This is a genomic window from Sulfitobacter delicatus, assembly GCF_900102535.1.
Lineage (GTDB): Bacteria > Pseudomonadota > Alphaproteobacteria > Rhodobacterales > Rhodobacteraceae > Sulfitobacter > Sulfitobacter delicatus.
Map to the genome: position 1 here is coordinate 334352 of NZ_FNBP01000004.1, position 21616 is coordinate 355967.

The window sequence follows — 21616 nt, forward strand, 5'->3', positions numbered from 1 at the left end:
ACAGATTTAAGAATCCAAGAAGCCTAGGAGGTGCTCAGAAAACCCAATCTAAAAGCCTATAATCTCCTGAGAGTGTATGTCAGCACATACACAACAAACCGCATGCCTTCTCGCTATACCAAACTGCCCCAGAATCACGATTCAATCAAACATTAAGAGCTCCCTCAGACGAGAAAACCGGCTCAGGCCTTCGCCACAGGGTTTCGCACTGCGTCAGGCATTCAGCCCGTCGCTCTCTTCAAGCTTGTTCTCGGTCCCGTCGGGCATGCTCGCTAAGCTCTCGGATCGGGGTCGTGGTGTCATTGGGATCCTCCTTCCACCGCTCAGCCGACCTTCGCCCCCCAGAAAGACGTCCGGTCGGCGGCGAAATAGCCATCCGCGGCGCGGAAGTTGCCTTGCAACTCCACGGTGTCATCGGCGGTGAGCGACACCATCGTCTGAAGCCAGAGCGCCGTCGCCTCAGAGACATGCGCGCCGCTGATCTCGCCCCGCGATCCTCGGATTTCGGTGGTGCCGTTCAACACGAGCCGCCCGCGCATGCGCGCCGTGGCGCTGGCGTTGATCTTGTAGAGCAGTGTTGCGCCGAAGAGGTAGGTGCCGTCCACGGGCGCCACGAAATGGTTGTTCGCAGCGTCGAACGCCCCCTGGTCGTTGTAGTCGATGTTGTTGAGGCCGATCTTCGTCCAGCTGCCGACGCCCACGTAGTTGTCGTAGTTCGTGTAAGCCTTGAACCGGGGCAGCTGCGGCTGGTCGACGATCCCGGTGGCGTTGTCGACGATCAGATCGTCGAAGCAGGTGCTGCCGCCTGCCGGGTCCGGTTCGGTCAGGCTGGAACGAACGTCAGGCTGACGCCGTTTATGCAGTGGCGCTTGCCGGTCGGCGGGGGGCCGTCGTTGAAGACATGGCCCAAGTGGCTTCCGCACCGCCTGCAGTGGACCTCGGTGCGCATGATGAGGAACTTTCGGTCTGGCTGCGTGGCCACCGCGCCTGGCAGGCTTTCGTAGAAGCTCGGCCAGCCGGTACCGCTGTCGAACTTGGTCGCCGAGGCATAGAGCGGCAGGTCACAGCCCTTGCAGTGAAAGGTACCGGTGCGGTTCTCGTCGTTGAGCGGGCTGGTGAAGGCCCGCTCAGTCGCTTCTTTGCGCATCACCCGGAATTCGGCATCGCTGAGCATGGTACGCCATTCTGCCTCGGTCCGGCTCACCTCGAACCCGCTGTCGTTGGCGTGAAGACTACGACCGGCGAGGCTTGCCCCGAGCGCGAAGATCAGGAATTTTCTGCGGTTCATGGCAGGTCTCCAATCGGTTTCCAGTTTGTTGGACAGTATGGCACTGTGTGGGGCTGGAGGGAGTGATGGTTCGGCCTGTTCGCAGGGATGTGACTTGGCGTGTTCGCGACGAAAGCCAGCCGGCGCGGAGTTCTCGCGCAATGGATTACAGGGCGGATCAGAGGCGGAGTTCTGGTCATGCCTCACTCAGATCTGCAAGCCTTTCCTGCAGGTTCCGGACGGTCGAGACATGCCAACATCTGCCCCGCCGCGTCCTGATGCCCTGTCGGTTCAGTTCCTCTGCGATGGCGCGCAGGGTGGTGTGGCCTTCGGCTCGTATCGCCTCGACCACCGGGGCGAGGTCGGCGGCAAATGCGTCGGCATTGGCAGCGACGGCAGCACGCAGCGCTTCACCGCCCTTCCCTGCCCGTCTGAGCGCCGCGGCACCGTTGGGGTTTCCCAGCCTGACGCCGCGGGCCTTGGCGGCCGCCAGCGCCTCTTTCGTGCGCCGGGAGATCGCCTCGCGTTCCTGCTGGGCCACCAGGGCCATGATGCCGACGGTGAGATCGTTGGCCTCGGGCATGTCGCAGGCAAGGAAGGCAACACCGCTGTCGCGAAGGGTCAGCAGGAAGGCAGCGTTGCGCGACAGCCGGTCGAGCTTGGCGATGACCAGCGTGGCCCCGGTGAGGCGGGCGCGTTGCAAGGCCTTCTCAAGTTCGGGGCGGTCGTTCCTGCGGCCGCTTTCGACTTCGGTGAACCGGTCGATCACCGCAGCGTTGCGCACCGCCATGAAGTCATCGATCGCCTTTCGCTGTGCCGCAAGCCCCAGACCGGACCGACCCTGGCGCGCCGTGGAGACGCGTTCATAGGCAACGAACTTCCGGGCAACCTCGACCATGTACAGACCTGCGCAACCAACGTCAGGCAGGTCTGTACGATGCGTTCGCGACATAGTGTAGTCAGATCGCCCTCAGAGGCGGCCATCGACCACGATCTCTGCGTCTTCGAGCGGGGTGCTGTCCTGCCCGTCGTCCTCCCGGCCATAGACGACACGGATACTCATGGGCGTGTGCGCGCTGTTCGCAGGGTCAAGTCCGAGCCGCGTGCGCGCGACAGGAGTCAGACCCAGCTCGGACATGTAGCGACCCATGATCTCGAGCTGCTTGTTGGCGATGTTGAGCCAGGGCGACTGCTGGGCATAGCCCGAGGGTGTCCGGATCAGCATCGGCGTCTCCCGCAACCGCTCCTCCGCCTCGACCCAGCGCGCCCAGGCCTGGCAATAGGCCGCCAGCGCCGAGCGGTCCGCCAGCGAAAGCAAACCGGCGTCATGCAGGGGCGTGGCCAGCCGGCGCCATTCCTTCCGCGCCACCGGCGACAGATGGGCCGGGCAGCGCGGCAAGGCTCCGAGCCGGGTCCGCGCCAGCGTGTTCGTCGTCGTGGCCGGCTTGCGGCCCCTCATGGTGCCGGGTCCCGGGTGTCGGTTCCGAGACGCTCGGCCGTCTGCTCGATCATCGCCCGCAGCCTCTCTGCGGGGCTGACGATTTCGCGAACCACTTTCGTTACCTGGCCCTGATGCTCGATCATGTTGGTCTCGCGCCAGCCGGCCTGGGTCTTCAGGTAGAAGATCGCCGAGGTCGTGTCGCCGCTGCGCGCCTTCTGCAGCAGCCCGTTGGCAACATGGGCGATGGCCTTCGCCCTGCCCCTTTTATAGCGCGCGGCAACCGCCTCGTCGCGTTCGTAGATCGCCTGGAAGGTGCGCCGCGAGATCCCGAGATAATCGGCGATCTGCTGCTGGTTCAGCAGCGCCGCCAGGGTCTCGACCTCGCGGACCTGATCCGGTGTCAGGGTGATCGTCGGGCGCGCCATCGGTTCATCCATCTTCCGGCCCGCACGGCGATCCCCGGCCGATCAGACCGGCAAGGGATCCGCGTCCGCCGCCAAGGCGCGCAAACACGCGGCGCACCATGTAGCCACGCAAAACCGACAGCGCCGTGAAGCCGATCGCCAGCGACAGATTTTGCGAGATCGTCGCCTGCAATCCGACCGCCGGAAACAGCAGCGCCTGCATCGCCAGCGAGAGCATGAACCCGATGGTCACGCTGGTCGACACCTCGACGAGGGACATGGACCGGGACTGGCTCATGCCGCGTCCTTCCGGTGCCGGGCACAGGCCGCGAAGGCCTCCGCGTCGCCGGCCAGCACCGCGTCCTGCCCGGTGAAGGCCTGCCAGCGCTGCACCGCCACGTCGACATAGGCCGGGTCGAGTTCCATGGCGAGGCAAACCCGTCCGGTCGTCTCGGCGGCGATCAGCGTCGTGCCCGATCCGCAGAAGGGCTCGAAGACCGCCTGACCGGGGCTGGAATTGTTCAGCATCGGCCGGCGCATGCACTCGACCGGCTTCTGGGTGCCATGCACGGTGTCCGCATCCTGGTCGCGGCTCGGGATCGACCAGAGCGTGGACTGCTTGCGATCGCCCGACCAGTGGCCCTTGCCGCGCACCGCGTACCAGGCCGGCTCGTGCTGCCAGTGATAATGCCCCCGGCTCAGAACCAGCCGCTCCTTGGCCCAGATGATCTGGGAGCGGATCTCGAAGCCTGTCGCGCTCAGGCTTTCGGCCACGGTGGTGGCGTGCAGCGCGCCGTGCCAGACATAGGCGACCTCGCCGGGAAACAGCGCCCAGGCCGCGCGCCAGTCGGCCCGGTCGTCATTCAGGACCTTGCCGGTGCGTTTCGTCTGCGCCGCCCCGGCCCGGTTGCGCCAGTCCGGATCGTAGTCCACGCCATAGGGCGGATCGGTGACCATCAGATGCGGCGTCACCCCGTCCAGCAGGCGCGCCACCGCGCCCCTGTCCGTGGCGTCACCGCAGAGCAGCCGATGCGGCCCCAGCTGCCACAGATCGCCACGGCGCGAGACAGGATCGGCGGGAGGTTCGGGCGTTGCCTCCTCCCTCGGGTCGGCCGCGCCGTGACCCAGCAGGTCGTCGAGATCGCGGCCGTCAAAGCCCAGATCTTCCAGGTCGATGCCCAGTTCGCCGAGATCGCCGAGCTCCAGCGCCAGCAGCTCCCGGTCCCAACCGGCCTGCTCCGCCAGCTTGTTGTCGGCCAGGATATAGGCCCGCTTCTGCGCGTCCGTGAGATGCGCCAGCTCGATCACCGGCACCTCCGTCAGCCCCAGCTGCCGCGCCGCCAGCACCCGCCCGTGTCCCGCGATGATGCCGTTCGCGCCATCCACCAGCACCGGGTTGTTGAACCCGAACGCCCGGATCGAGCCGGCAATCAACGCCACCTGTGCCTCGGAATGCGTGCGCGCGTTGTTCACGTAAGGCACCAGCTCCGACACCGCCCGCCGCCGGATCTCCGTCGCCCCCTCCAATCCTTTCGCCGATCTGCCCATCACACCCCCGGTCGGTATTTCCGCGCCTCACACGAGGCCGCACCTGAAGCATAACACACCCCGTAAGCCACTGTAAGATAGACAATAAATGACATCTGGCGACACATGGCGATACCTCTCGAGAGCTTGATGGGAAACGGTAGCCGCAGGCATTGCCCGATAGCGCTTGATTTTGCGCCCAATCGCAGCGGGCGCAACAGATGCAACAGATGAAATCAATATGTTCTTCGCGTGGGTGCGCGTGAGCAATAAACGAATTCATCTGTTGCATCTGTTGCAGAGCGGCGCCTTTCCCTCGTTTCGGAACTGTTGACAGGCTTCTCAGGCATGGCGTGTATTTGAAGTTACGCGAGGGAGACGCATTTTCATGGGACATACCACGCTCGGTGTTCTACCGAAGACGCGGCGCTGGATTGAGGTTGCCACACTTCTTTCCGGGCCTGCCGATACACAAACGGTCATGGCCGCAAGCGCCTTTGCAGCGGAACGCGATCTTCTTCAGGCAAGCAATGACCCGGTATTCATCGAAGCGGTAAGATTGCTGCTGGCCATTCCGGCAGCGGCGCGGCGGAGTGATTTCGGTGATGCGCTGCGATCTCTGGATCTGGATATCCACCAGCAACCCGAACTTCTCGACTTGCTGGCTGCCGTGAGCACTCGACTGGAACACGTGCGTTCCCGCTCCCGGTCGGGAAACGATCTGGGCGAATTGGCTGCCCGGGCGATGACCTCCGTCCTGTCGACCACGATCGCAGATGCACTGCCTGGCCTCTTTACCGCGACGCCCGAAGATGTGCGTCTCGCGGCACGCAATCTGTCCTGGAACAAGCCCGTGGCGGCCTATTCCCGGCAGTTCTTTGCGTCCCTGGTCGCCGATACACTGTCATACTGGCTTGACCGGCATCTCGATACGGAAATCGGTCACGATAAACGCTTCGATGGGGTCGGCGCCCGCCAGGCGTTTGATCGGGAGGTGCGGGAATTTGCGTGGGAATCCTCGCGGATCATCAAGGAGTTCTCTGGTGGTTGGTACGGGAAAACGCTGCACCGGGATGGGGGATTCAGCCCCGAGGCGGCGGCGAGCTTCGGGTATGTGGCGCTGAAGAAGATCGTGAGCGACCTCAGTACCAGACGGGGCTTCGATGTCTGAGGCGCGGATCGATGTTGCAGGGCGAAAAGACCCGTTGATTGTCCGGATCAACGGGGCAGATCCCAACTTCCATCTGCGAACCGATACCATCCGTGCGATGGCACGTTGCGAGATTGCACCGGTACACAGCGATCTTCTTGAAATCGCGTCGGCTGTCTTCTTTGCCGATGGGGCAATCCGGCGCGGAGGTCCAACCCGTCCGCAAATGGGCGAGGATTGGCGTCGGAGCTTTTCCTTCACGATCCCCGTCCTTGATCCGGAATTCTGGAGCAGATCGGATGTGCGCGAGGCACTTGTCGATGCCGTGAATTTCATGACCGGAGATCATGTTGCGTTCCAGTTCGTTGCCAGGAAGCAGGAACCGGCCCGGGAACCCTTCCTGACTTTTCACCCTGACAGCGAGGGCTTTGCGGCCGACGAGGTCATTTTGTTCTCAGGAGGGCTGGACTCTTTCGCGGGAGCGCTGGAAAGGCTGTCGAGTTCCGCCGACAAGGTCATTCTGCTGACCCATCGTTCGGCTCAGAAGACCATTCCCCGTCAGGTCGAACTGGGGAAATATCTTGCCGACAAGTTCCTGAACCGCGTTCTGCCGATCCATGTGCTGGCACGCCGCAAGAAAGAGGAAGCAAGCGACTCGTCCCAGCGCTCTCGATCTCTTCTCTTCGCCGCGCTAGGCAAGGTCGTTGCGACCACTTTCGGGGCGAAGCGGATCAGCTTCTACGAAAACGGCGTCATCAGCCATAACCTGCCAATCAGCAGCCAGGTCGTTGGAACCATGGCCACGCGTACAACCCATCCGCTTACCCTTCACAAGCTGGACCGGCTGTTAAGCCTCGTGGACCCGGAACGACCTGTTCCGATCGACAACCGATACCGTTGGCTGACCAAGCGCGATGTTGTCGAACGCATCGCGCAGCATGGCGGCCAAGGCAAAATTGCGAAGACCGTCAGTTGCACGAGCATTCGCGAACAGACCACGCGCCATACACATTGCGGTACCTGTTCACAGTGCCTGGATCGCAGGTTCGCGATTCTTGCCGCAGGTCTGGAGGAATTCGACTTTGAAGACGATTACGGCACCAACGTCCTGTTCGGCCCGCGCGAGAAGGCGCTTTCCGCAACCATGGCGATCGAATGGACCCGCCACGCCCTTGGCTTGACAGAGCTTGATGACTTGGGCTTCGTCAGGAGTTTCGGTCTGGAGCTTGCTCGCATTACCCAGGGACATCCGGAACTGCCCCGGCAAACCGTGTTGGAGAAGGCGCGCGCGATGCATCTGCGCCACGGTAGCAACGTCCAGCGAGTCCTTGAGGAGGTATTGGCGACGCGATCAGCGGACATCCTCCACGGCCGATTGCCTTCAACATCGCTCGTGTCGGCATTTCTGACGCAGCAAGGTAGCGTCAACCCCGATGGCCCCGCACTTGATGCAGACCGGGGGCTGTTCCGCCCGCCCGATATTCCTGCAGGAAAGGAAGAGGATCTGGTTCCCGACCCAGACGCCCCGCTACAGGTTAGGTTCGAGGGTTCTCCGGAAAAACCGATCGTCAGCATCGTCGGGCTATGCAATCTGTCTGGAAGCCTTGCCTCGGTGCCCCTTGCGCTGAAGGACGACCTGCTCGACGACAGAAGCTCGGGGCGCCCTCGGTGCGATCACCGGTTCATTGCCTCCGGTGAACTTGCACGACGGCTGACCAGCAACAAAAAGACCATCCGGCAACGCGTCAAGCGATGCCGCGACAAGGTGGCCGCAGGGTTCCGCGATATCCATAGCATGGATCCCAACCGAGATCTGCTGATCCAGGGGAAAACCAATAGGGGATATCGTCTCGACCCGGAGATCGAACTGCAAAGCGAAGGCGATTCGGCGGGAGAACTCGGGGAGATCTGATCCGATCCCCTGCCATGTCACGCCATGACCAATAATGTCACGCCAAACCAGATTGACATGAAAAATCCATGCTTCCGGACAAGCATCATGTCACGACCGGGTATCAGCGTGTCACGTCGCAGCACCCATAACTCACCGAAAATGCTGATAAATTGGCCTCGAAACTTTTCGAGGTCAGAACAATGCAGCGCAAACCCGGAAACCAGATACAGATACGCCCGCCCGGCAGCTTCATCAGCGAAGCCACGCTTTCGGAACACTGGGATATCTCCAAACGTACACTGCAACGCTGGAGAAAATCCGGTGAAGGCCCGCCTTATGTTCTGATCGGCGGTTCTGTTCGCTATCGTGTCGAGGACGTTCGCTCTTATGAAAACCGAATGCGTCGCAACGCGGAGTCGAGCCAATGACTCCGTGCTCGGATACTGTCGTTCACTCCGCCGTCGATCCCATTGCAATCTCCACATTCTGCGATGTTCTTTTCGATTATCTCGAAGGATTTGTTCCGATACGGTTCCTGGGCGAGACAGGCACCCCTGAAAAAACCCCACATGTGCAGTTTCCCGACGTTGGCGATGTTGCCCGCCTGCTCCGGCAAGCCGCCCCCCGCGCAGCCAAGGAACAGCGTGCCGTCTACGTCGTGCCCGGTACTGTCGCCAGAACAGGGTCTGCACGGGCGGCCGACATCATCGCGACCGGGGTCATTCTCATTGACATTGATCAAGGGGATATCGTCGCCAAGCGGGACCATGCTGCCCGCCATCTTGGCGACCCGACGCTCGAGATTGCATCGGGCGGCGTAACCGGCGACGGACAGATCAAGCGACACCTCTATTGGCGGCTCACCGAAGCCGCTGCCGGTGACGATCTGCAGCGGGTCGCGAAGTTGCGCGCGACCCTTGCCACGAAACTCGGCGGCGATGGCGCCTTTGGCAGCCTGCATCAGCCCATCCGGGTGGCTGGCACCATTCACGGCAAGAACGGCGTCAGAACACCCGTTGCGATCATCACGCAATCCACCATCGAACACGACCTGGCAGAGTTCGAGGCCCTTGCAGACCAGATGCCCGCACTCAGCCTGAAAACCCCGAAAATCGATACAGGGAGACATCAGCGTGCGGGTCCTAGCGCCCGGGAGCTGGCGAGCATGTCTGTCCGCAGTGGGGGACAGGACGGGGTCACCCGTTTCGAGGCGCTCTCACGAATGATCGGACACTGGATTCGTAATGTACGCAGCCGGAAATACACGATGGACGAAGCTTGGCACGAGGTCCGTCTCTACAATTCCGCCCGGATCGATCCGCCTTGGGAAGAGCCGCGACTCCACCGCGAATTCCAGGCCCTGCTCCGCAAGGATATCGAAAAGCATGGAGATATGCCCGAGCGCGACGCCGAGATGGATGCAGGACCTCCCGAATGCAGCGAAGACGCGCTCGCTGACCGATTTGCCGATGAGCATGCGTCACAATGGCGGTATCTGCCTGCGAAGGCGAATTGGTTCCACTGGACCGGGCAGGTCTGGAAGCAGGACGAAACCCGAGAGGTGCGCGAACTGGCGCGGCAGGCCTGCCGTGCCGTGGCCAGCAAATGCGAAAAGCCCGGGGAAGCCCGACGCATCGCGAGCGACAAGACAATATCCGCCTGTCTGCGTATCGCCACAAGCGATCCCCGCCTGGCGACGCGAGTCTCCGATTGGGACGCACACCCGATGCTGCTGAATACGCCCTCGGGCATCATCGATCTGCAAACCGGCGAGGTTCTCGCCCACGATCAAAATTTCATGCTGTCTCAGATGGCCGGGGCCTCACCAGATCAAGGGTGCCCACGCTGGTTTGAGTTCCTCGATGAGATCACGGACGGCGACCGCGAGCTGCAATCCTATCTTTCCCGCCTTGCCGGGTATTGCCTGACCGGCTCGACGCAGGAGCAGATGTTCGCCTTCCTGCATGGTGACGGAGCCAACGGCAAATCCGTTTTTCTCTCCACCATCGCGCATGTGCTGGGCGACTATGCAGTGACGGCGACACTCGACACCTTCATGGCATCCAGCAACCAACGGCATCTGACAGAACTGGCGGGCCTTCAGGCCGCACGCCTTGTCCAGGTGCCGGAAACCGAACAGGGTAACAGCTGGGCCGAAGCCAAGATCAAGTCGGTCACCGGTGGCGAGCGCCTCCGCGCCAACTTCATGCGGCAGGATCATTTCGAGTTCACTCCCCAGTTCAAGTTGCTCATCGCTGGCAATCACCGACCCCGCATCGCCAGCAACGGCGAGGCCATGCGACGGCGTCTGCACATCGTGCCGTTCGACGTCACCATTCCAGCAGACCGGCGCGATCCGAAGCTGCTCGAAGCCCTGCGCATGGAAGCAGACGGTATTCTGGGCTGGATGCTTGAGGGCTGCAATGAGTGGCAACGGATCGGTCTCGCCCCGCCTCAGCGCCTCCTCGATACTGCAAACTCCTACTTCCAGGATGAGGATCTGGTCGGACAATGGATCTCCGAATGCTGCAGAATGGAGCCTGGCATGAAAGCGCCATCCAAAGTGCTCTTTGGATCCTGGAAGGCCTGGGCCGAGGCAGCCGGTGTCCCCTCGGGTTCCATCAAGACATTCGGTGAGGCGATGCGATCACGGGGGTGCCGGCCGATCAGCGTGAAACGCGCGCGGGGCTGGGAGGGGATTGCCCTGGCACTTGCGGTTCCGTGTGCAGGTGGTGATCCATGAAACGCCCCAACGCCCTCCACCCCCGGCACATGCGTCCCCTCGAACGCCGTGCCGAGCTCTGTCGGCTCCTGGCCCTTGGCCTGGTCCGGCTGCGCCTGCGCCTGCGCGAATGCGACCAAAGGTCGTCCGGGAACGGAGACATTCCGCTACACAATCCGCCCGACCAAAGCGGTCATGCAACTCCAACTCACCGGAGAAACGCATGACCAAACAATATCCTATCCCAGCCCGCCTGGCCGCACTCAAGACCACCCCGACGCCCGAGTTGAAGACCCAATGGCGCGATCTGTTCGACAGCGAGCCGCCGCCGTTCAATCGGCGCTACCTCGAGAGCCGACTGGCCTACCGCATCCAGGAGCTGGCCTATGGCGGCCTGAAGCGGGAAACGGTGAAACGTTTGGAAGCGCTTGGCGAGCAACTCGATGGCGGTGATCGCAAGAAGAGCCGCATCCGCGCCGATCTGACGCCCATCGTCGGGACGAGAATGATCCGGGAATGGCAAGGTGTCGAGCACGTCGTCACCGTTACCGCCGACGGTTTCGACTGGCAGGGTCGGCCCTACAAGTCGCTCTCGGCGGTTGCCCGCGGCATTACTGGCACGCGTTGGAACGGCTGGGTGTTCTTCGGCCTGAAAAACCATCGGAGGGGCACATGACCAGTATCCGTCCGGTTGAGGCGCGGTTTCAGGCGATTTCGGCCTGCCAATTCCATGGCATGAGTTCGTCGATGCGATTGATCTTGTGATCAGGTAGACGCTGGAGCACCCATGTAAGCCAGGCTTGGGGATCGACGTTGTTCAGCTTGCAGGTTTCCATGAGTGTGTAGGCGATCGCAGCCGCGTTTCCGCCACCGACGGAGCCCATGAACAGATAGTTTTTTCTGCCTAATGCAACCGGGCGCATTGTCCGCTCACAAGTGTTGTTGTCCAGCTCGAGGCGCCCGTCGCTGAGATAGCCACGGGCCTTTGGCATACGGTTCAGCGCATAGCGGATCGCTTCGGCGAGTTTTGTTTTTCCCGATATTTTGCGCAGCTGCGCCTGCAGCCAAAGCTCTAATTCGTCGAAGACGGGCTTAGCCTTCGCCTGCCGCAGGGCCATGCGCTCTTCCGGGGGTTTTCCCCGTGCCTCCGTCTCGACAGCGTAAAGCTGCGCGATCTGTTTGATCGCATGCTGTGCAATGGGAGAGCCGGTGCGCTCGACCTCGTCGACAAATTTGCGGCGCACATGGACCATGCAGGCCTGTTCGTCAGCCTTGCCTTCGCCAAACAGGCCATTGAAGCCGGCAAAGCCATCGGCATGGACGGTGCCGGTATAGCCCGAAAGATGATTGGCGGGGTGCTCCCCCTTCCGGTCGACGCTGAACTGATACCAGGCGCAGGGGGGTGCCACCCCGCACCACGGGCGTTCGTCCCGGACATAACTCCAGAACCGGGCAGTTTTGGTCTTCGTGGTGTTGGCGCGCACCTGCAGTTTGACAGGGGTGTCGTCTGCAAACAAGGCTGGCCCCGCCCGAACCAGTTTGCCGATGTGCTCGGCCAGAGGTGCCAGCAGGGCCGTCGTGCGCCCGACCCAGTCGCTCAGCGTGGAGCGATGCAAATCGACCCCTTCGCGGGCGTAGATTTTGGATTGCCGTTCAAGTGGCAGGTGGTCGCAATATTTGCCGACTAGCATGTGCGACACGAGGCCGGGACCGGGCCGGCCGCGTTCGATTAGGCGGGAGGGCAGCGGAGCTTGGGTGAAGGCTTCGCAGCAAGTGCAGGCCATGCGGGGGCGGATGAACCGCCGCACCACGAAGTGACCGGGGATGTAATCCAGTTCTTCGGTCACGTCCTCACCCACCTGGCGCAGGGTGCCGCCGCATCCAGCGCATGCATCACCAGGTGACAGGACCTCATCTTCCCGATCAAGGTGATCTGGCAGCGGCTTGCGGCTGTGCTGGCGCTTGTTGGCTGGGACCTCTTCATCGCCGGGCGACTGCTTGGTGTGTTGATCTTCTGCAGCCTGCGCGATCTCGCCGTCTTCCGGCAGGTCGAGAGCAAGTTGATCCATGCCCTCTGCCTTCGAACCGAAGCGCGCCTTACGATGGCCGTGAAGTTCGGCCTTCAACTTCTCGATTTGGTAAGCTTGTGACTGGATATGTTGGAGCATTTGCGCGCTGACAGAGCGCAGCTCGTCAGGGTCTTCGGGTAGGGATTTGGTCTTGTCCCGCTCACGTTCCGGTCTCTCAACTCATTTAGGCAGCCTTTCGCTCGAAGGCCAAGGGGCTTTTGCCACCTAACGATGAGTGGCGGCGGCGCGGATTATAGAACCCGTTGATATACTGGAAGATCGCGGCTTCGGCTTGTCGTCTGGTTTCCCAGCGGTTGCGCCAGATCAACTCAGCCTTGATGGATTTGAAGAATGTTTCCACCATGGAATTGTCGTAGCAATTTCCTTTTCCGCTCATTGATACTTTGAAACCATGCTTTGACAGGCGCTTCTGATAGTCATGTGAGCAGTATTGCGATCCACGATCCGTGTGGTGAATGCAACCCTCCGGCGGCTGCCGCAAAGCTACTGCCATATCCAGCGTCCGGATCGCCAGGTCCCTCTTCATACGGTTGCTGACGGCCCAGCCGATGACCCGGCGTGAATAGAGATCGATAATCACAGCCAGATAGAGCCAGCCTTCACTCGTCCAGATATAGGATATGTCACCCGCCCATTTCTGGTTGGGGCCATCAGCCGAGAAGTCCTGATCCAGCAAGTTGGGCGCGATGTTGAACGCATGGTTGCTGTCCGTGGTCACCTTGTATTTCTGGGTTCTGACGATCTTGATGTCGTTCTCACGCATCAAACGACCTATGCGCCGGTGCCCGACCTTCAGTCCCAGCTCCTGCAACTCCTCGGTCATGCGTGGTCGACCGTAGCTTTGTAGGCTAAGACGATGTTGCTCTCGGATATGCGCCAAAACCACCATATCATCGCGCTGCCGTCGGCTCATCGGGCGGACCCGCCACGCACGATACCCACGTGACGTGACTTGCATAACGCGGCACAGAAACTCGACCGGCCATTCTTCTCTCCAGGCGTCAATGAAGGCGAACCTCACCGACTTTGGCCTGCAAAGAAGATCGCCGCTTTTTTTAACACTTCCCTCTCCTCGCGCAGCAAGCGAACTTCTTTGCGGAGGCGCTCGTTCTCTTTTTCAACGTCCTCGTGCGGTCCTGACATCAAATCGTCATGCTGATGTTTTTGGACCCACTTGTTCAGCGTCGAAAGCCCAACCCCCAAATCAGAGGCCGCCTGTGGTCGTGTCAGTCCGCTGGTCGTTGCGATGCGCACTGCATCACGGCGGAACTCGTCGGTGTATCTCGTTGCCATTCACAATCTCCTTCATAGAAAACATTGCTCGAAAGAGACCGGAACTAAACCGCGACAAGACCAGTGGAAGGCCGCCCGTGCGTACGCCGAAGAAATCACCGAAGCCGAGGCCCGCACGGCCCTGCAGCAACTTGACCCGCTGTGGGATGAACTCTTCCCTGCCGAGCAGGCCCGCATCGTAGCGCTGCTTGTCGAGCGCGTGGACATCGTCACGGAGGGGCTGAACGTGCGGCTGCGCGTCGACGGCTTGGGTGGCCTTGCGCGCGAAATGCTCGCAGGCGGCATCGAGGCGGCAGCATGACCAGCGGGACCCCGATACCAGACACAGTGACGCTGCATGTGCCATTCCGCGTCGTGAAGCGCGGTGGGCGAAAGGAGATGCAGCTGCCCGAGGGCGCCTTACAACCGCGCCGGACAGACAGCACCTTGGTCAAGGCGCTTTCCCGCGCATTTCGCTGGAAACGAATGTTGGATTCAGGTGAGTTTGCCACAATCGCAGAACTAGCGGAACGCGAGGGGATCGCACCCTCCTACATGACACGTGTCCTGCGCCTAACGCTGCTAGCCCCCGACATCGTCGAGTCGGTCCTGGACGGGAAGCAGAGGCCGGAGGTGACACTGGCGCGCGTGCTGGATCCCTTTCCTTCAATCTGGATGCGGCAGATGGACCACTTCGACTGACGCGTCGCAACCCCAAAGGACCTTTGCTCGTCGAAGCTGACGTTGTGTTTGCGGCCGGTCAAAGCGGAGCCCGGTTACCGCCAATCTAATTTATGGAGACCAACTTTCCGCAGTTTGAATGCGCGCCATGTCATGAAGACGGGTTTCACCCATGGACTAAGAAGGGAGCGCATCGCTGCTACTCTTGCTTTGGAACCATCCCGCCTACCAAGCGGCGTTATCGCGCCCTCACTGAAATGCCCTATGCTGAGCTCTCAGCGGCAGCACCCAGTCCGGACCATTCTTTGAGTTTGCGATAGAGCTTGGACTCACCCGAACCAGCCGCAGGAAATGCGTCAAAGTTCAGTGGCGAACCCGCATCGTTTCCACTTGCGTTCTTTATGCGCTGCATGAGTCCTTGGAAATAGTCAAAGCTGAGATCACCTTTAGCTGCACCGTCTTTGTAAGCATCCACCAGCAACGACATCAAGGCGCCATAACCAATGGTTTTGGACAGCGGGTTGTCCTGCTGTGCCCAGAGGTCGGGAAAGGCATCCGAAACAGCCCGAAAATAACTCTTGAGAATTTTCAGGATCGCCCAGTCTTTATCCTCTGCAAAGAACCGGCGAAACACGAGACCCTTCTCGGCTTCATTGCCTGCGAGCTTTATCTCCTGGCCCCGCTTGTAGATGTCCCGGTCACCCATTGGATCACTCGAAATCAGATCAGCTATGCGGCTCGCAACGGCTCCTTGGCTAAGCGGAGCACGGTAGAGAACTTCATCCTCAAATTTCGGCGCAATGCCAAGAAGCTTAATGCGCCGATACAACGGTGAATCCTCATCGGTATTCAGCGCCTTTGTAATGAGGTGAGCCGTTCGTTGCGGGCTTCTTGTTTCAGATACATCAAACAAGTCATACACAAGGGATTTATTTACCTTCTGCTGTGTCACATTGATGGTGGAAAACAGATAAGCCTGATCCTCTATCGGCAAATCGATAAAGAATGCCACAATCAAGTCAAAGGTCTCGACATCAGCCTTTTCAAAGCCTGAAAGACGATGTTGTCCATCAATGATCTTGAAAGCTTCGTCATCCATAGCAATGTCGAAACAATAAATTGAGCTGCCATCATCGCAACCGCTATCGATAGGCTTCGGTGCATTGTTTAGGTACGCCGTATTCAAATTCAGGATGAATGCGTTCGGGAAAGACGAATCCACAGTCTCTATATATTTCGCGATATCAGCGACGCGCTTGTCACTGAGCCCCCTCTGGATACCAGACATTTTCTCGACATCACGACTTGTGATCCTGCGAATGTCAGACTTAGCCAGCTTTGAAAGCTGTTTTGAGGCTATCCGAGCTACAAAAAGCTCACCGATAGGCTGGGTAACCTTAATAGCAGAGACTCGGATGGATTCAGTGTTCATATCTTGATCCCATCAACTTCGTTATTGGCTGCTGCGTTCTGGCTCATTTCCCTTTGGCGCTCATCAAGTGCCTGCTCAAAGCTCTCACTAGCCGCCACAACCCGAATCAGGAAAGCCATGAACGAAACAATCAAAGCAAATGCAAATACCAAAAGAGCACTATAATTAAGAATATTGAGGTCAATGTTCAGAGAGCCAGGGGAAATACTTGCACTATACAGAACATTCAGGGCCGCAACCAATGCACCAAATATAATCAAGATCAGAGAAACATTCTTTAGCCACTTCCATTTTGTTTGCTGTCTTTGTGGTATGGGAATGTCATCGATGAGCTGTGTTCCGCATAAACTGAGTGCGAGGACGGTCGCACCGACACGCAGATCATTGTCTAAATCTGGTGAAAATCCCACCGCAAGTGCGATAAAAAAAGTTACACCCAGCGGGATGAACCCCCAAAACACACTGTTCCAGCCCCATGAAAGCGCAAGCTCGAACCATCCCCAAGCAGTATCTGGCTTCGGCTGCGGATATGCTAAGCTCATATTAAAATCTCACAATAATGTCAGGCATCACCACGCCTTGACTTTTTTTGCCTGATCGCCCCGTCGCTTAACAAAGCACTCCCCAGTCTTCAGCGCGCCAAGATTAGCTCCTTTGCCAAGGATGCGCGCAGCATTGCGCGGCGGCGCATTCGTCGAGAACGCCGCAACCAGACCCATCTCGGAGAGGAACTCATCATCTTCACCCGAGAAATCGTCCGGCGATTGCGAGATCAGCATGATCGCTCCGCCCTTGGAGCGGCTCATCCGGATGAGGTTCGACAAGGAAGGAAGCTTGGAGCCCAGGATCTGGTGAGCTTCATCGACCATGCACAGAATGCGCAAACCCCTTGACCCATCAGCGCTACTATCAGCATCTACCAGGCTGTTCAGGTACTGATCAAGCGCATCAAGCACCAGATTCACAACCATAGTGCGACTGTCCTCAGCAACATTCGGCGGAAGTTTGATGATCCAGCTTTGCCCAAAAAACTCCGCCGGACTAAAGCTTGGCTTGAAGAGTGGAAAACGGCAAATCTCCTGCATGGTGGAGATGGCTCCGTCTTCCTTCATCTCGTGTTCGGCATAGTAGTTCGTCAAGGCATCGCGGATGTGTGGCAACTCGCAGGGGCTTTCATGAGCAAGCGCCATGCTGGCTGCTTCGTGCAACGCCGTGCGCTGACGGTCGCCAAGACGGCTCCCCTTCAGCCGGGCGAAGGATTCCCGAAATCGCGATGCGGCTTCCGCAATATCGATCTCACCGTTTGATGACAGGGAAAGAACATCGAGCGGGATCGGGGCCCGAGGGGGCTCCAATATCTGTGCACCAAAGAGCTCATCGATATGATACCCGCCGCCAGATGCGTCAGTCCCAAGATCGCCCTTGAAATCAAAAGCGAGCAACGGCACCGAGGCCTGCTCCCTGATCGAGCGCAGCATGGCAACGGCGGTTCTCGTTTTTCCTGAGCCGACGCCGCCCATGATCGCGCTATGTGGCGAGCCGCCCTTGCCATTCAGGCTCCAGACTATCTTTTCCTTTGTGGCAACATCTTCACCGATCTCGCCAATCGGCACATCAATCTGACCGCTTGAAAATGTTGCGCCAATTCCTGTGCCGCCAATGCTGCGGAGAGCGCCGCCCGATGTCGGAAGCTCAGCCACCTCGACCAGACGTTTGACGAATTTTGCCACGTCCTGACCGGCTTGATCCCAATCTTTTTCCAGATGCACAAGGCCACGCTGCCAATGCGCGCCAACCAGACCAATAAGTCTGCGGACATCGAATTCCGGATCACCGGCGCGCTGTGTAATCAGAGATATCCAGACAGATAGCGCCGTTCCCGTCCCAAAAAGCGTATCTCCCTTGATTGCCTTTCCGGGCTCCAGCTCATCACTAAGAGGCTCGGGCGGCGCGCTGATCGCCAGCGAACGGGATATGGCTAAGCGTGCCGGAAGGTACCGCTTTCGCATCCCGAGTCGCCCCATAAAAGCGGTGTTCAAGGCATCGCTTTTCTCATCGGTGCGAAAATTTGCACCTGCAACTTCTACCAGAGATAAGCTCATGCAACGCCCTCCGGCTCTTCAAAGTAACCTGGGCGCGCGGAAGACTGGCCGATATCGCCCACCCGCTCGAAATTCACCAGGTACTTCTTTTGCACATGCGGCGCGATCTCGCGCAGATACTCACCAACAACTTCTGTGTTTGTGGAGAGCAGGATCACCTGATGCTCCCGCTGGACGAGATGGTTCAAAACGCCCTTGCGGTGTTCGATGTCCAAACGCCCAAGAGGCGTGTCCACGACCATTGGGAACCCCCGGCCAGAGACAGAAGATACCGCTGAGATCAAGGCTTGGGTAAATATCTGCTTTTCACCAGCGGACAGATCATACCCGCGCAAATCCATGCCGTCAGTGTTGAGCAGCTTCACATCGCAGTTTTCATCAATGGCAATGCGTTCTACGAGATCTTTTTTATGCGCCATAGAGCGATGGGCTTCCGTCATCGCAGCGGCGATAGCATCGATCTGGCTAGGCACAGCCTTGGCGACGATATCATCTACCATCGAGGCAACCTTGAGCGCCCGCATTGCCCGGCGCACAGAAGGCTTGGCTTGATCCCATTGTCCGGCCAGTTTGGTTAGATCGGTGTTTTTTTGATTGATCTGGCTTTCCAGTGCGCTCATTTCGCGCTTGAGCGCTCCGATTTCCTGATCAAGCTGCTGAATCTCACCATTGAGCTGCGTAAGGCGCTCGCGCTTCTTATCAACATGAGGTGCCACCGCTTCCGTGCGTGTGACTTCATCCTGCAAGCGTTTGAGGGCCTCTTCGTTTGTAGCAATAACGTTTAAAAGCTCAACAATGGCAGGTGCGCCTAACTCATCAAGCTCATTCAGCCGGTCGATCACCTTCGAACGTTCAAGTTCATTCAGATAGGGATGAAGATAGTCCTCGGCACAATTGTCAGGCGGCGGATACCAGAGTTTCTCCCACGCAGCGCGTGCGCTATCCAGGACACCGCCGCGCTGAGATTCGCTAAGAGCTGGATCGATTGCTTCCATGCCAGAATCAACCGCGCCAATAAAACGTTCCAGATTGCTATCGCCCTGTTTTCTACCACTTTCCCAGCGCTCTCGCACGGTCTCGCTGGCAAGGCGCTCTTTCACGCTCTCCCTCAGGCCCAGACCGGATAAGGCAAGGGCGATGTCCTTCATCATCAGCTCTTCCAGCTGGCTGCGGCCCTGTTCTATGGAGCGCTCATAGTTCTTGATCTGCTCGAACTGCTCTTGAAGCAAGGCTTGCGATCCCGCTCCAAAACTGGCCAGCTCGCGTGTCAAGTGTTCTCGTTCTTCCTTGAGCTCGGTCAGCGTTGGTTCAATCTCGGCGAAGCGCTCGGCTTTCTTGTCATGCTCGAATGTCAGCTGGTGGCGGTCCAGTTCCAGCTTTTCAATGGTCTTGTCAGAGACGTTCGGCGAGTCCTTGCGCCGGACTTCCGCATAGGCCCGCAAATCCTTTGCCAGCGTCTTGAGGACAGGAATGCCGAGCAGTCCTTCGATGCCAGAGCGGACCTGCGCTGACATCTCGCGCTCGGCCAGAACACTGACTTGTTCGCCGTCGAACATGAAGAAATGCGCAAGTGTAAACGGCAGCAGGTTTTCTGCGATAAATTCACGGAACCAGTCCGCACGCTCATTGCCCTGCAAGGCTCCAGCGCCAACAGCTTTGCGCGTAGTTCCCTGAAAGATATGGATTTCTTCATCTTGCGGGCGGTAAATGCCGGCATCATTGAAATGCCAGATTCGCTGGATTTCGAGCGGCTCGTCGTCATCATCGATAAAGGTCAGCTTGACCGAGCAAGAGTTACGGCCCGCTTGTGTTGCACCTCTATGCAGCGCTTTTTCGAGAAAGGCTTTATAGGAAGTAGCAAGCCTTTCCTTGTCGCCCCCTGAAAAAGGAGAGCGCGCTATAAGCGGCAATCCATCGCGGCCAAACATGCCAAGAACGATGGCTTCAAAAAGACTTGTTTTGCCATAGCCGTTTGGCGCTCCAATCAGAATGATATTCTTATCGGATGATGGAGCAGGGAATTCGAAATTCGCCGTTGTATAGGCTTTCCAATCCCGGAGGGTAATTTGAGAAATGTACATGTGCGCTTATTCGTCCACCTGAATTCGGTCCAGAATATCGTCAAAGGAATCCCATAGACCGGCTCGGCGCTGCTTGCCAGTTTGCTCGACTTCTGACTGCACCAATTCCTCGAATTCAGCAAACATCAGCCCATTTTCTTTACAGGCCCTCTTGATCATGGAGCGTCCATCTTTGTTATCGAGTAGTACAACGACATTGCGCGGCATCTATTTGTCCTTTTTGATCTCACGAACGCTCATCGGCCTTGCGTTTGCATAAGTGCCGATCTCTGCTGACCAGATTTCGTGGATCAAATCAATTTCCTCTTGTGTGATCAAGACTTGTCCGGTCTCCTTCTCAAGGTCGCGCAGACGCTCAAGAACTTCAGACCGGGTCTGAAGGGTGAAGGGACCAGGCACAAAGGTTCCGCCATCGGTGATTGTGATGCGACCGTCGCGCCGCCGTGCCTGCCTGCGTTCCTTGTCGTTTCGAATAGAAACAAGCCAATCACGAAAATCCAGCAATGGACCGAACTCGGTGTAGCCATACTCGACGAAGCCCTCAAGGCTGCGGTCCTTTTCGACAACTGTGCATGTCCAGCAGCCAAAGCGCGAGGACGTGCTTCCGCAGGACGGCGCATCATCCTTTGAGGTGACAACAGGGCACTCGCCGCCACTTGCTTCGCGGTACAGGCGGATCAGCTTCAGGTGTGAACCACCCCATGGCGGCTCATTCAGAGCAAGGAATTCCCAGACATCATCCGTATCAAGCTCAACAATGGGCCGAAATACCATGCAGCCTTGCAGATCATTATGCTTATTCAGCCGCTCGCCATTATCGTAGCGGCCAACAGAGGCCGCGCGCGTAGCACTCTCTGAGCGCCGAACACCAAGAAGCAGAATAACTTGTCCTGCGGTATCGGCCAAACTCTTGATATAACGGCTAGTTGGCAAGATTTTCATCCGGTCGGTACACCACCGGAATGATCTATTTGGCGACGGATACCCACGGCCTATCAGATTTACCCAAAAAGACTGCTCCGGCGAAGGCCGTGTAATCTTCGTTATAACCGGCAATCCAAATGCCTCGGCGGCGTTTTGGATTTCATTTGTACTATCGATAATATGCTGAACGACCAATGGGCTTTCGACAAGTGTGTCATTCGCAACAATATGTACTGGCCGCCTTCTTTCGCTGGGTGGCAATCTCATCAGCATTTCAAATGCAAGATGAGTCACGAGCGTGCTGTCTTTTCCGCCAGAATATCCGATAATCCATGGATACGTGTGATCCTGACGGTATTCATCGAGCAAGTCAGCCTGAATCTTTTCAAAGGCCGAGATGCTGTCCGCGTCCACCAATACCGCGTCTGCGCTGTCTAGCCCCATCGTTTGCCCCATGATTCTGATTTTCCTGCTGTATCTTGTGTAGCAGCCGAGCCTGCCTACTGTAAATTGCGGATCGTCCCCTTGATGCGCGGCGTGAGCGGCTCTTGCCATATGCCCATGCCTTGCGGATCGGCAGTGGCTTCTGCCAAGCAAGCTCATAAGGAACCACTCCCCGGACTTAGCCG

The 21616-nt window shown here is 58.6% G+C and carries 21 protein-coding genes and 1 pseudogene; 7 read left to right on the forward strand and 15 right to left on the reverse strand.

Annotation, left to right across the window (positions count from 1 at the left end; all coding sequences use genetic code 11):
- Window positions 1-323 precede the first annotated feature (323 nt).
- The 7 genes from BLS57_RS19855 to BLS57_RS10190 form a co-directional block, all read right to left on the reverse strand.
- The gene (locus tag BLS57_RS19855; RefSeq protein WP_244153652.1) at window positions 324-923 is read right to left on the reverse strand and encodes a hypothetical protein; all 600 of its coding nucleotides are present in this window, start codon (window positions 921-923) and stop codon (window positions 324-326) included.
- Complete coding sequence (gene msrB, locus BLS57_RS10165; protein WP_093741828.1) at window positions 824-1288, reverse strand: peptide-methionine (R)-S-oxide reductase MsrB; 465 nt, start codon at window positions 1286-1288, stop codon at window positions 824-826. Before msrB ends, BLS57_RS19855 begins: the two co-directional genes overlap by 100 nt.
- A 175-nt stretch (window positions 1289-1463) precedes the next feature.
- On the reverse strand, window positions 1464-2165 hold the full coding sequence (locus BLS57_RS10170) for a recombinase family protein (RefSeq protein WP_093741830.1): 702 nt from the start codon (window positions 2163-2165) through the stop codon (window positions 1464-1466).
- A 72-nt stretch (window positions 2166-2237) separates the two neighbouring features.
- Window positions 2238-2726: a phage terminase small subunit P27 family gene (locus BLS57_RS10175; RefSeq protein WP_093741832.1), complete on the reverse strand. Its 489-nt coding sequence runs from the start codon at window positions 2724-2726 to the stop codon at window positions 2238-2240.
- Window positions 2723-3145 (reverse strand): hypothetical protein, encoded by a 423-nt coding sequence (locus BLS57_RS10180; protein WP_244153653.1) that lies wholly within the window; start codon window positions 3143-3145, stop codon window positions 2723-2725. The genes BLS57_RS10175 and BLS57_RS10180 overlap by 4 nt, the downstream gene beginning before the upstream one ends.
- A complete protein-coding gene (locus BLS57_RS10185) occupies window positions 3138-3410 on the reverse strand; it encodes a DUF7220 family protein (protein ID WP_208597550.1) in 273 nt (90 codons plus the stop codon). Before BLS57_RS10185 ends, BLS57_RS10180 begins: the two co-directional genes overlap by 8 nt.
- Window positions 3407-4660, reverse strand: coding sequence for a site-specific DNA-methyltransferase (locus BLS57_RS10190; RefSeq protein ID WP_093741836.1), 1254 nt, complete (start codon window positions 4658-4660; stop codon window positions 3407-3409). Before BLS57_RS10190 ends, BLS57_RS10185 begins: the two co-directional genes overlap by 4 nt.
- A gap of 367 nt (window positions 4661-5027) precedes the next feature.
- Here BLS57_RS10190 and BLS57_RS10195 point away from each other — a divergent pair, with 367 nt between their 5' ends.
- The 5 genes from BLS57_RS10195 to BLS57_RS10220 all read left to right on the forward strand — a co-directional run bounded on the left by BLS57_RS10195 (window position 5028) and on the right by BLS57_RS10220 (window position 11081).
- Complete coding sequence (locus BLS57_RS10195) at window positions 5028-5810, forward strand: hypothetical protein (protein WP_093741840.1); 783 nt, start codon at window positions 5028-5030, stop codon at window positions 5808-5810.
- Complete coding sequence (locus tag BLS57_RS10200) at window positions 5803-7701, forward strand: hypothetical protein (protein WP_093741842.1); 1899 nt, start codon at window positions 5803-5805, stop codon at window positions 7699-7701. Before BLS57_RS10195 ends, BLS57_RS10200 begins: the two co-directional genes overlap by 8 nt.
- Window positions 7702-7883: 182 nt before the next feature.
- Entirely contained in the window at window positions 7884-8111 is a 228-nt protein-coding gene (locus tag BLS57_RS10205; RefSeq protein WP_093741942.1) for a helix-turn-helix domain-containing protein, read from the forward strand.
- On the forward strand, window positions 8108-10426 hold the full coding sequence (locus BLS57_RS10210; RefSeq protein WP_093741844.1) for a phage/plasmid primase, P4 family: 2319 nt from the start codon (window positions 8108-8110) through the stop codon (window positions 10424-10426). The genes BLS57_RS10205 and BLS57_RS10210 overlap by 4 nt, the downstream gene beginning before the upstream one ends.
- A 202-nt stretch (window positions 10427-10628) precedes the next feature.
- Window positions 10629-11081: a DUF2924 domain-containing protein gene (locus tag BLS57_RS10220; RefSeq protein WP_093741848.1), complete on the forward strand. Its 453-nt coding sequence runs from the start codon at window positions 10629-10631 to the stop codon at window positions 11079-11081.
- Between the two features lie 28 nt (window positions 11082-11109).
- On the opposite strand, the gene tnpC is transcribed toward BLS57_RS10220, so the two are convergent.
- Window positions 11110-12573 carry an IS66 family transposase gene (gene tnpC, locus BLS57_RS10225; RefSeq protein WP_425274340.1) on the reverse strand — a complete coding sequence of 488 codons (1464 nt, stop codon included), beginning with the start codon at window positions 12571-12573 and terminating at the stop codon, window positions 11110-11112.
- Between the two features lie 85 nt (window positions 12574-12658).
- Window positions 12659-13788, reverse strand: a protein-coding gene (locus BLS57_RS10230) for an IS3 family transposase (protein WP_093741852.1) whose coding sequence is annotated in 2 segments (ribosomal slippage) — window positions 12659-13542 and window positions 13542-13788 — 1131 coding nt in all. Because the reading frame shifts where the segments join, the coding sequence is not laid out codon by codon here.
- 64 nt (window positions 13789-13852) lie between these two features.
- On the opposite strand from BLS57_RS10230, the pseudogene BLS57_RS10235 reads away from it, so the two are divergent.
- Together BLS57_RS10235 and BLS57_RS10240 are read left to right on the forward strand one after the other, a co-directional pair.
- Window positions 13853-14089: pseudogene (locus BLS57_RS10235) on the forward strand (recombinase family protein); the annotation flags it as partial.
- On the forward strand, window positions 14086-14469 hold the full coding sequence (locus BLS57_RS10240; protein WP_093741854.1) for a hypothetical protein: 384 nt from the start codon (window positions 14086-14088) through the stop codon (window positions 14467-14469). The pseudogene BLS57_RS10235 and the gene BLS57_RS10240, both read left to right, overlap by 4 nt.
- A gap of 241 nt (window positions 14470-14710) precedes the next feature.
- Here the strand turns inward: BLS57_RS10240 and BLS57_RS10245 are convergent, their stop codons facing one another.
- The 6 genes from BLS57_RS10245 to dndC are packed head-to-tail and all read right to left on the reverse strand — an operon-like array spanning window position 14711 to window position 21542.
- Window positions 14711-15880 carry a DGQHR domain-containing protein gene (locus BLS57_RS10245; protein WP_093741856.1) on the reverse strand — a complete coding sequence of 390 codons (1170 nt, stop codon included), beginning with the start codon at window positions 15878-15880 and terminating at the stop codon, window positions 14711-14713.
- On the reverse strand, window positions 15877-16422 hold the full coding sequence (locus BLS57_RS10250; protein ID WP_093741858.1) for a hypothetical protein: 546 nt from the start codon (window positions 16420-16422) through the stop codon (window positions 15877-15879). Before BLS57_RS10250 ends, BLS57_RS10245 begins: the two co-directional genes overlap by 4 nt.
- Before the next feature lie 27 nt (window positions 16423-16449).
- Window positions 16450-17982: an ATP-binding protein gene (locus BLS57_RS10255; RefSeq protein ID WP_093741860.1), complete on the reverse strand. Its 1533-nt coding sequence runs from the start codon at window positions 17980-17982 to the stop codon at window positions 16450-16452.
- Window positions 17979-20063, reverse strand: a complete 2085-nt coding sequence (dndD, locus tag BLS57_RS10260; RefSeq protein ID WP_093741862.1) for a DNA sulfur modification protein DndD — start codon at window positions 20061-20063, stop codon at window positions 17979-17981. Before dndD ends, BLS57_RS10255 begins: the two co-directional genes overlap by 4 nt.
- 6 nt (window positions 20064-20069) lie before the next feature.
- Entirely contained in the window at window positions 20070-20270 is a 201-nt protein-coding gene (locus BLS57_RS10265) for a hypothetical protein (protein WP_093741864.1), read from the reverse strand.
- On the reverse strand, window positions 20271-21542 hold the full coding sequence (dndC, locus tag BLS57_RS10270; protein WP_208597551.1) for a DNA phosphorothioation system sulfurtransferase DndC: 1272 nt from the start codon (window positions 21540-21542) through the stop codon (window positions 20271-20273).
- Between the last annotated feature and the right edge of the window lie 74 nt (window positions 21543-21616).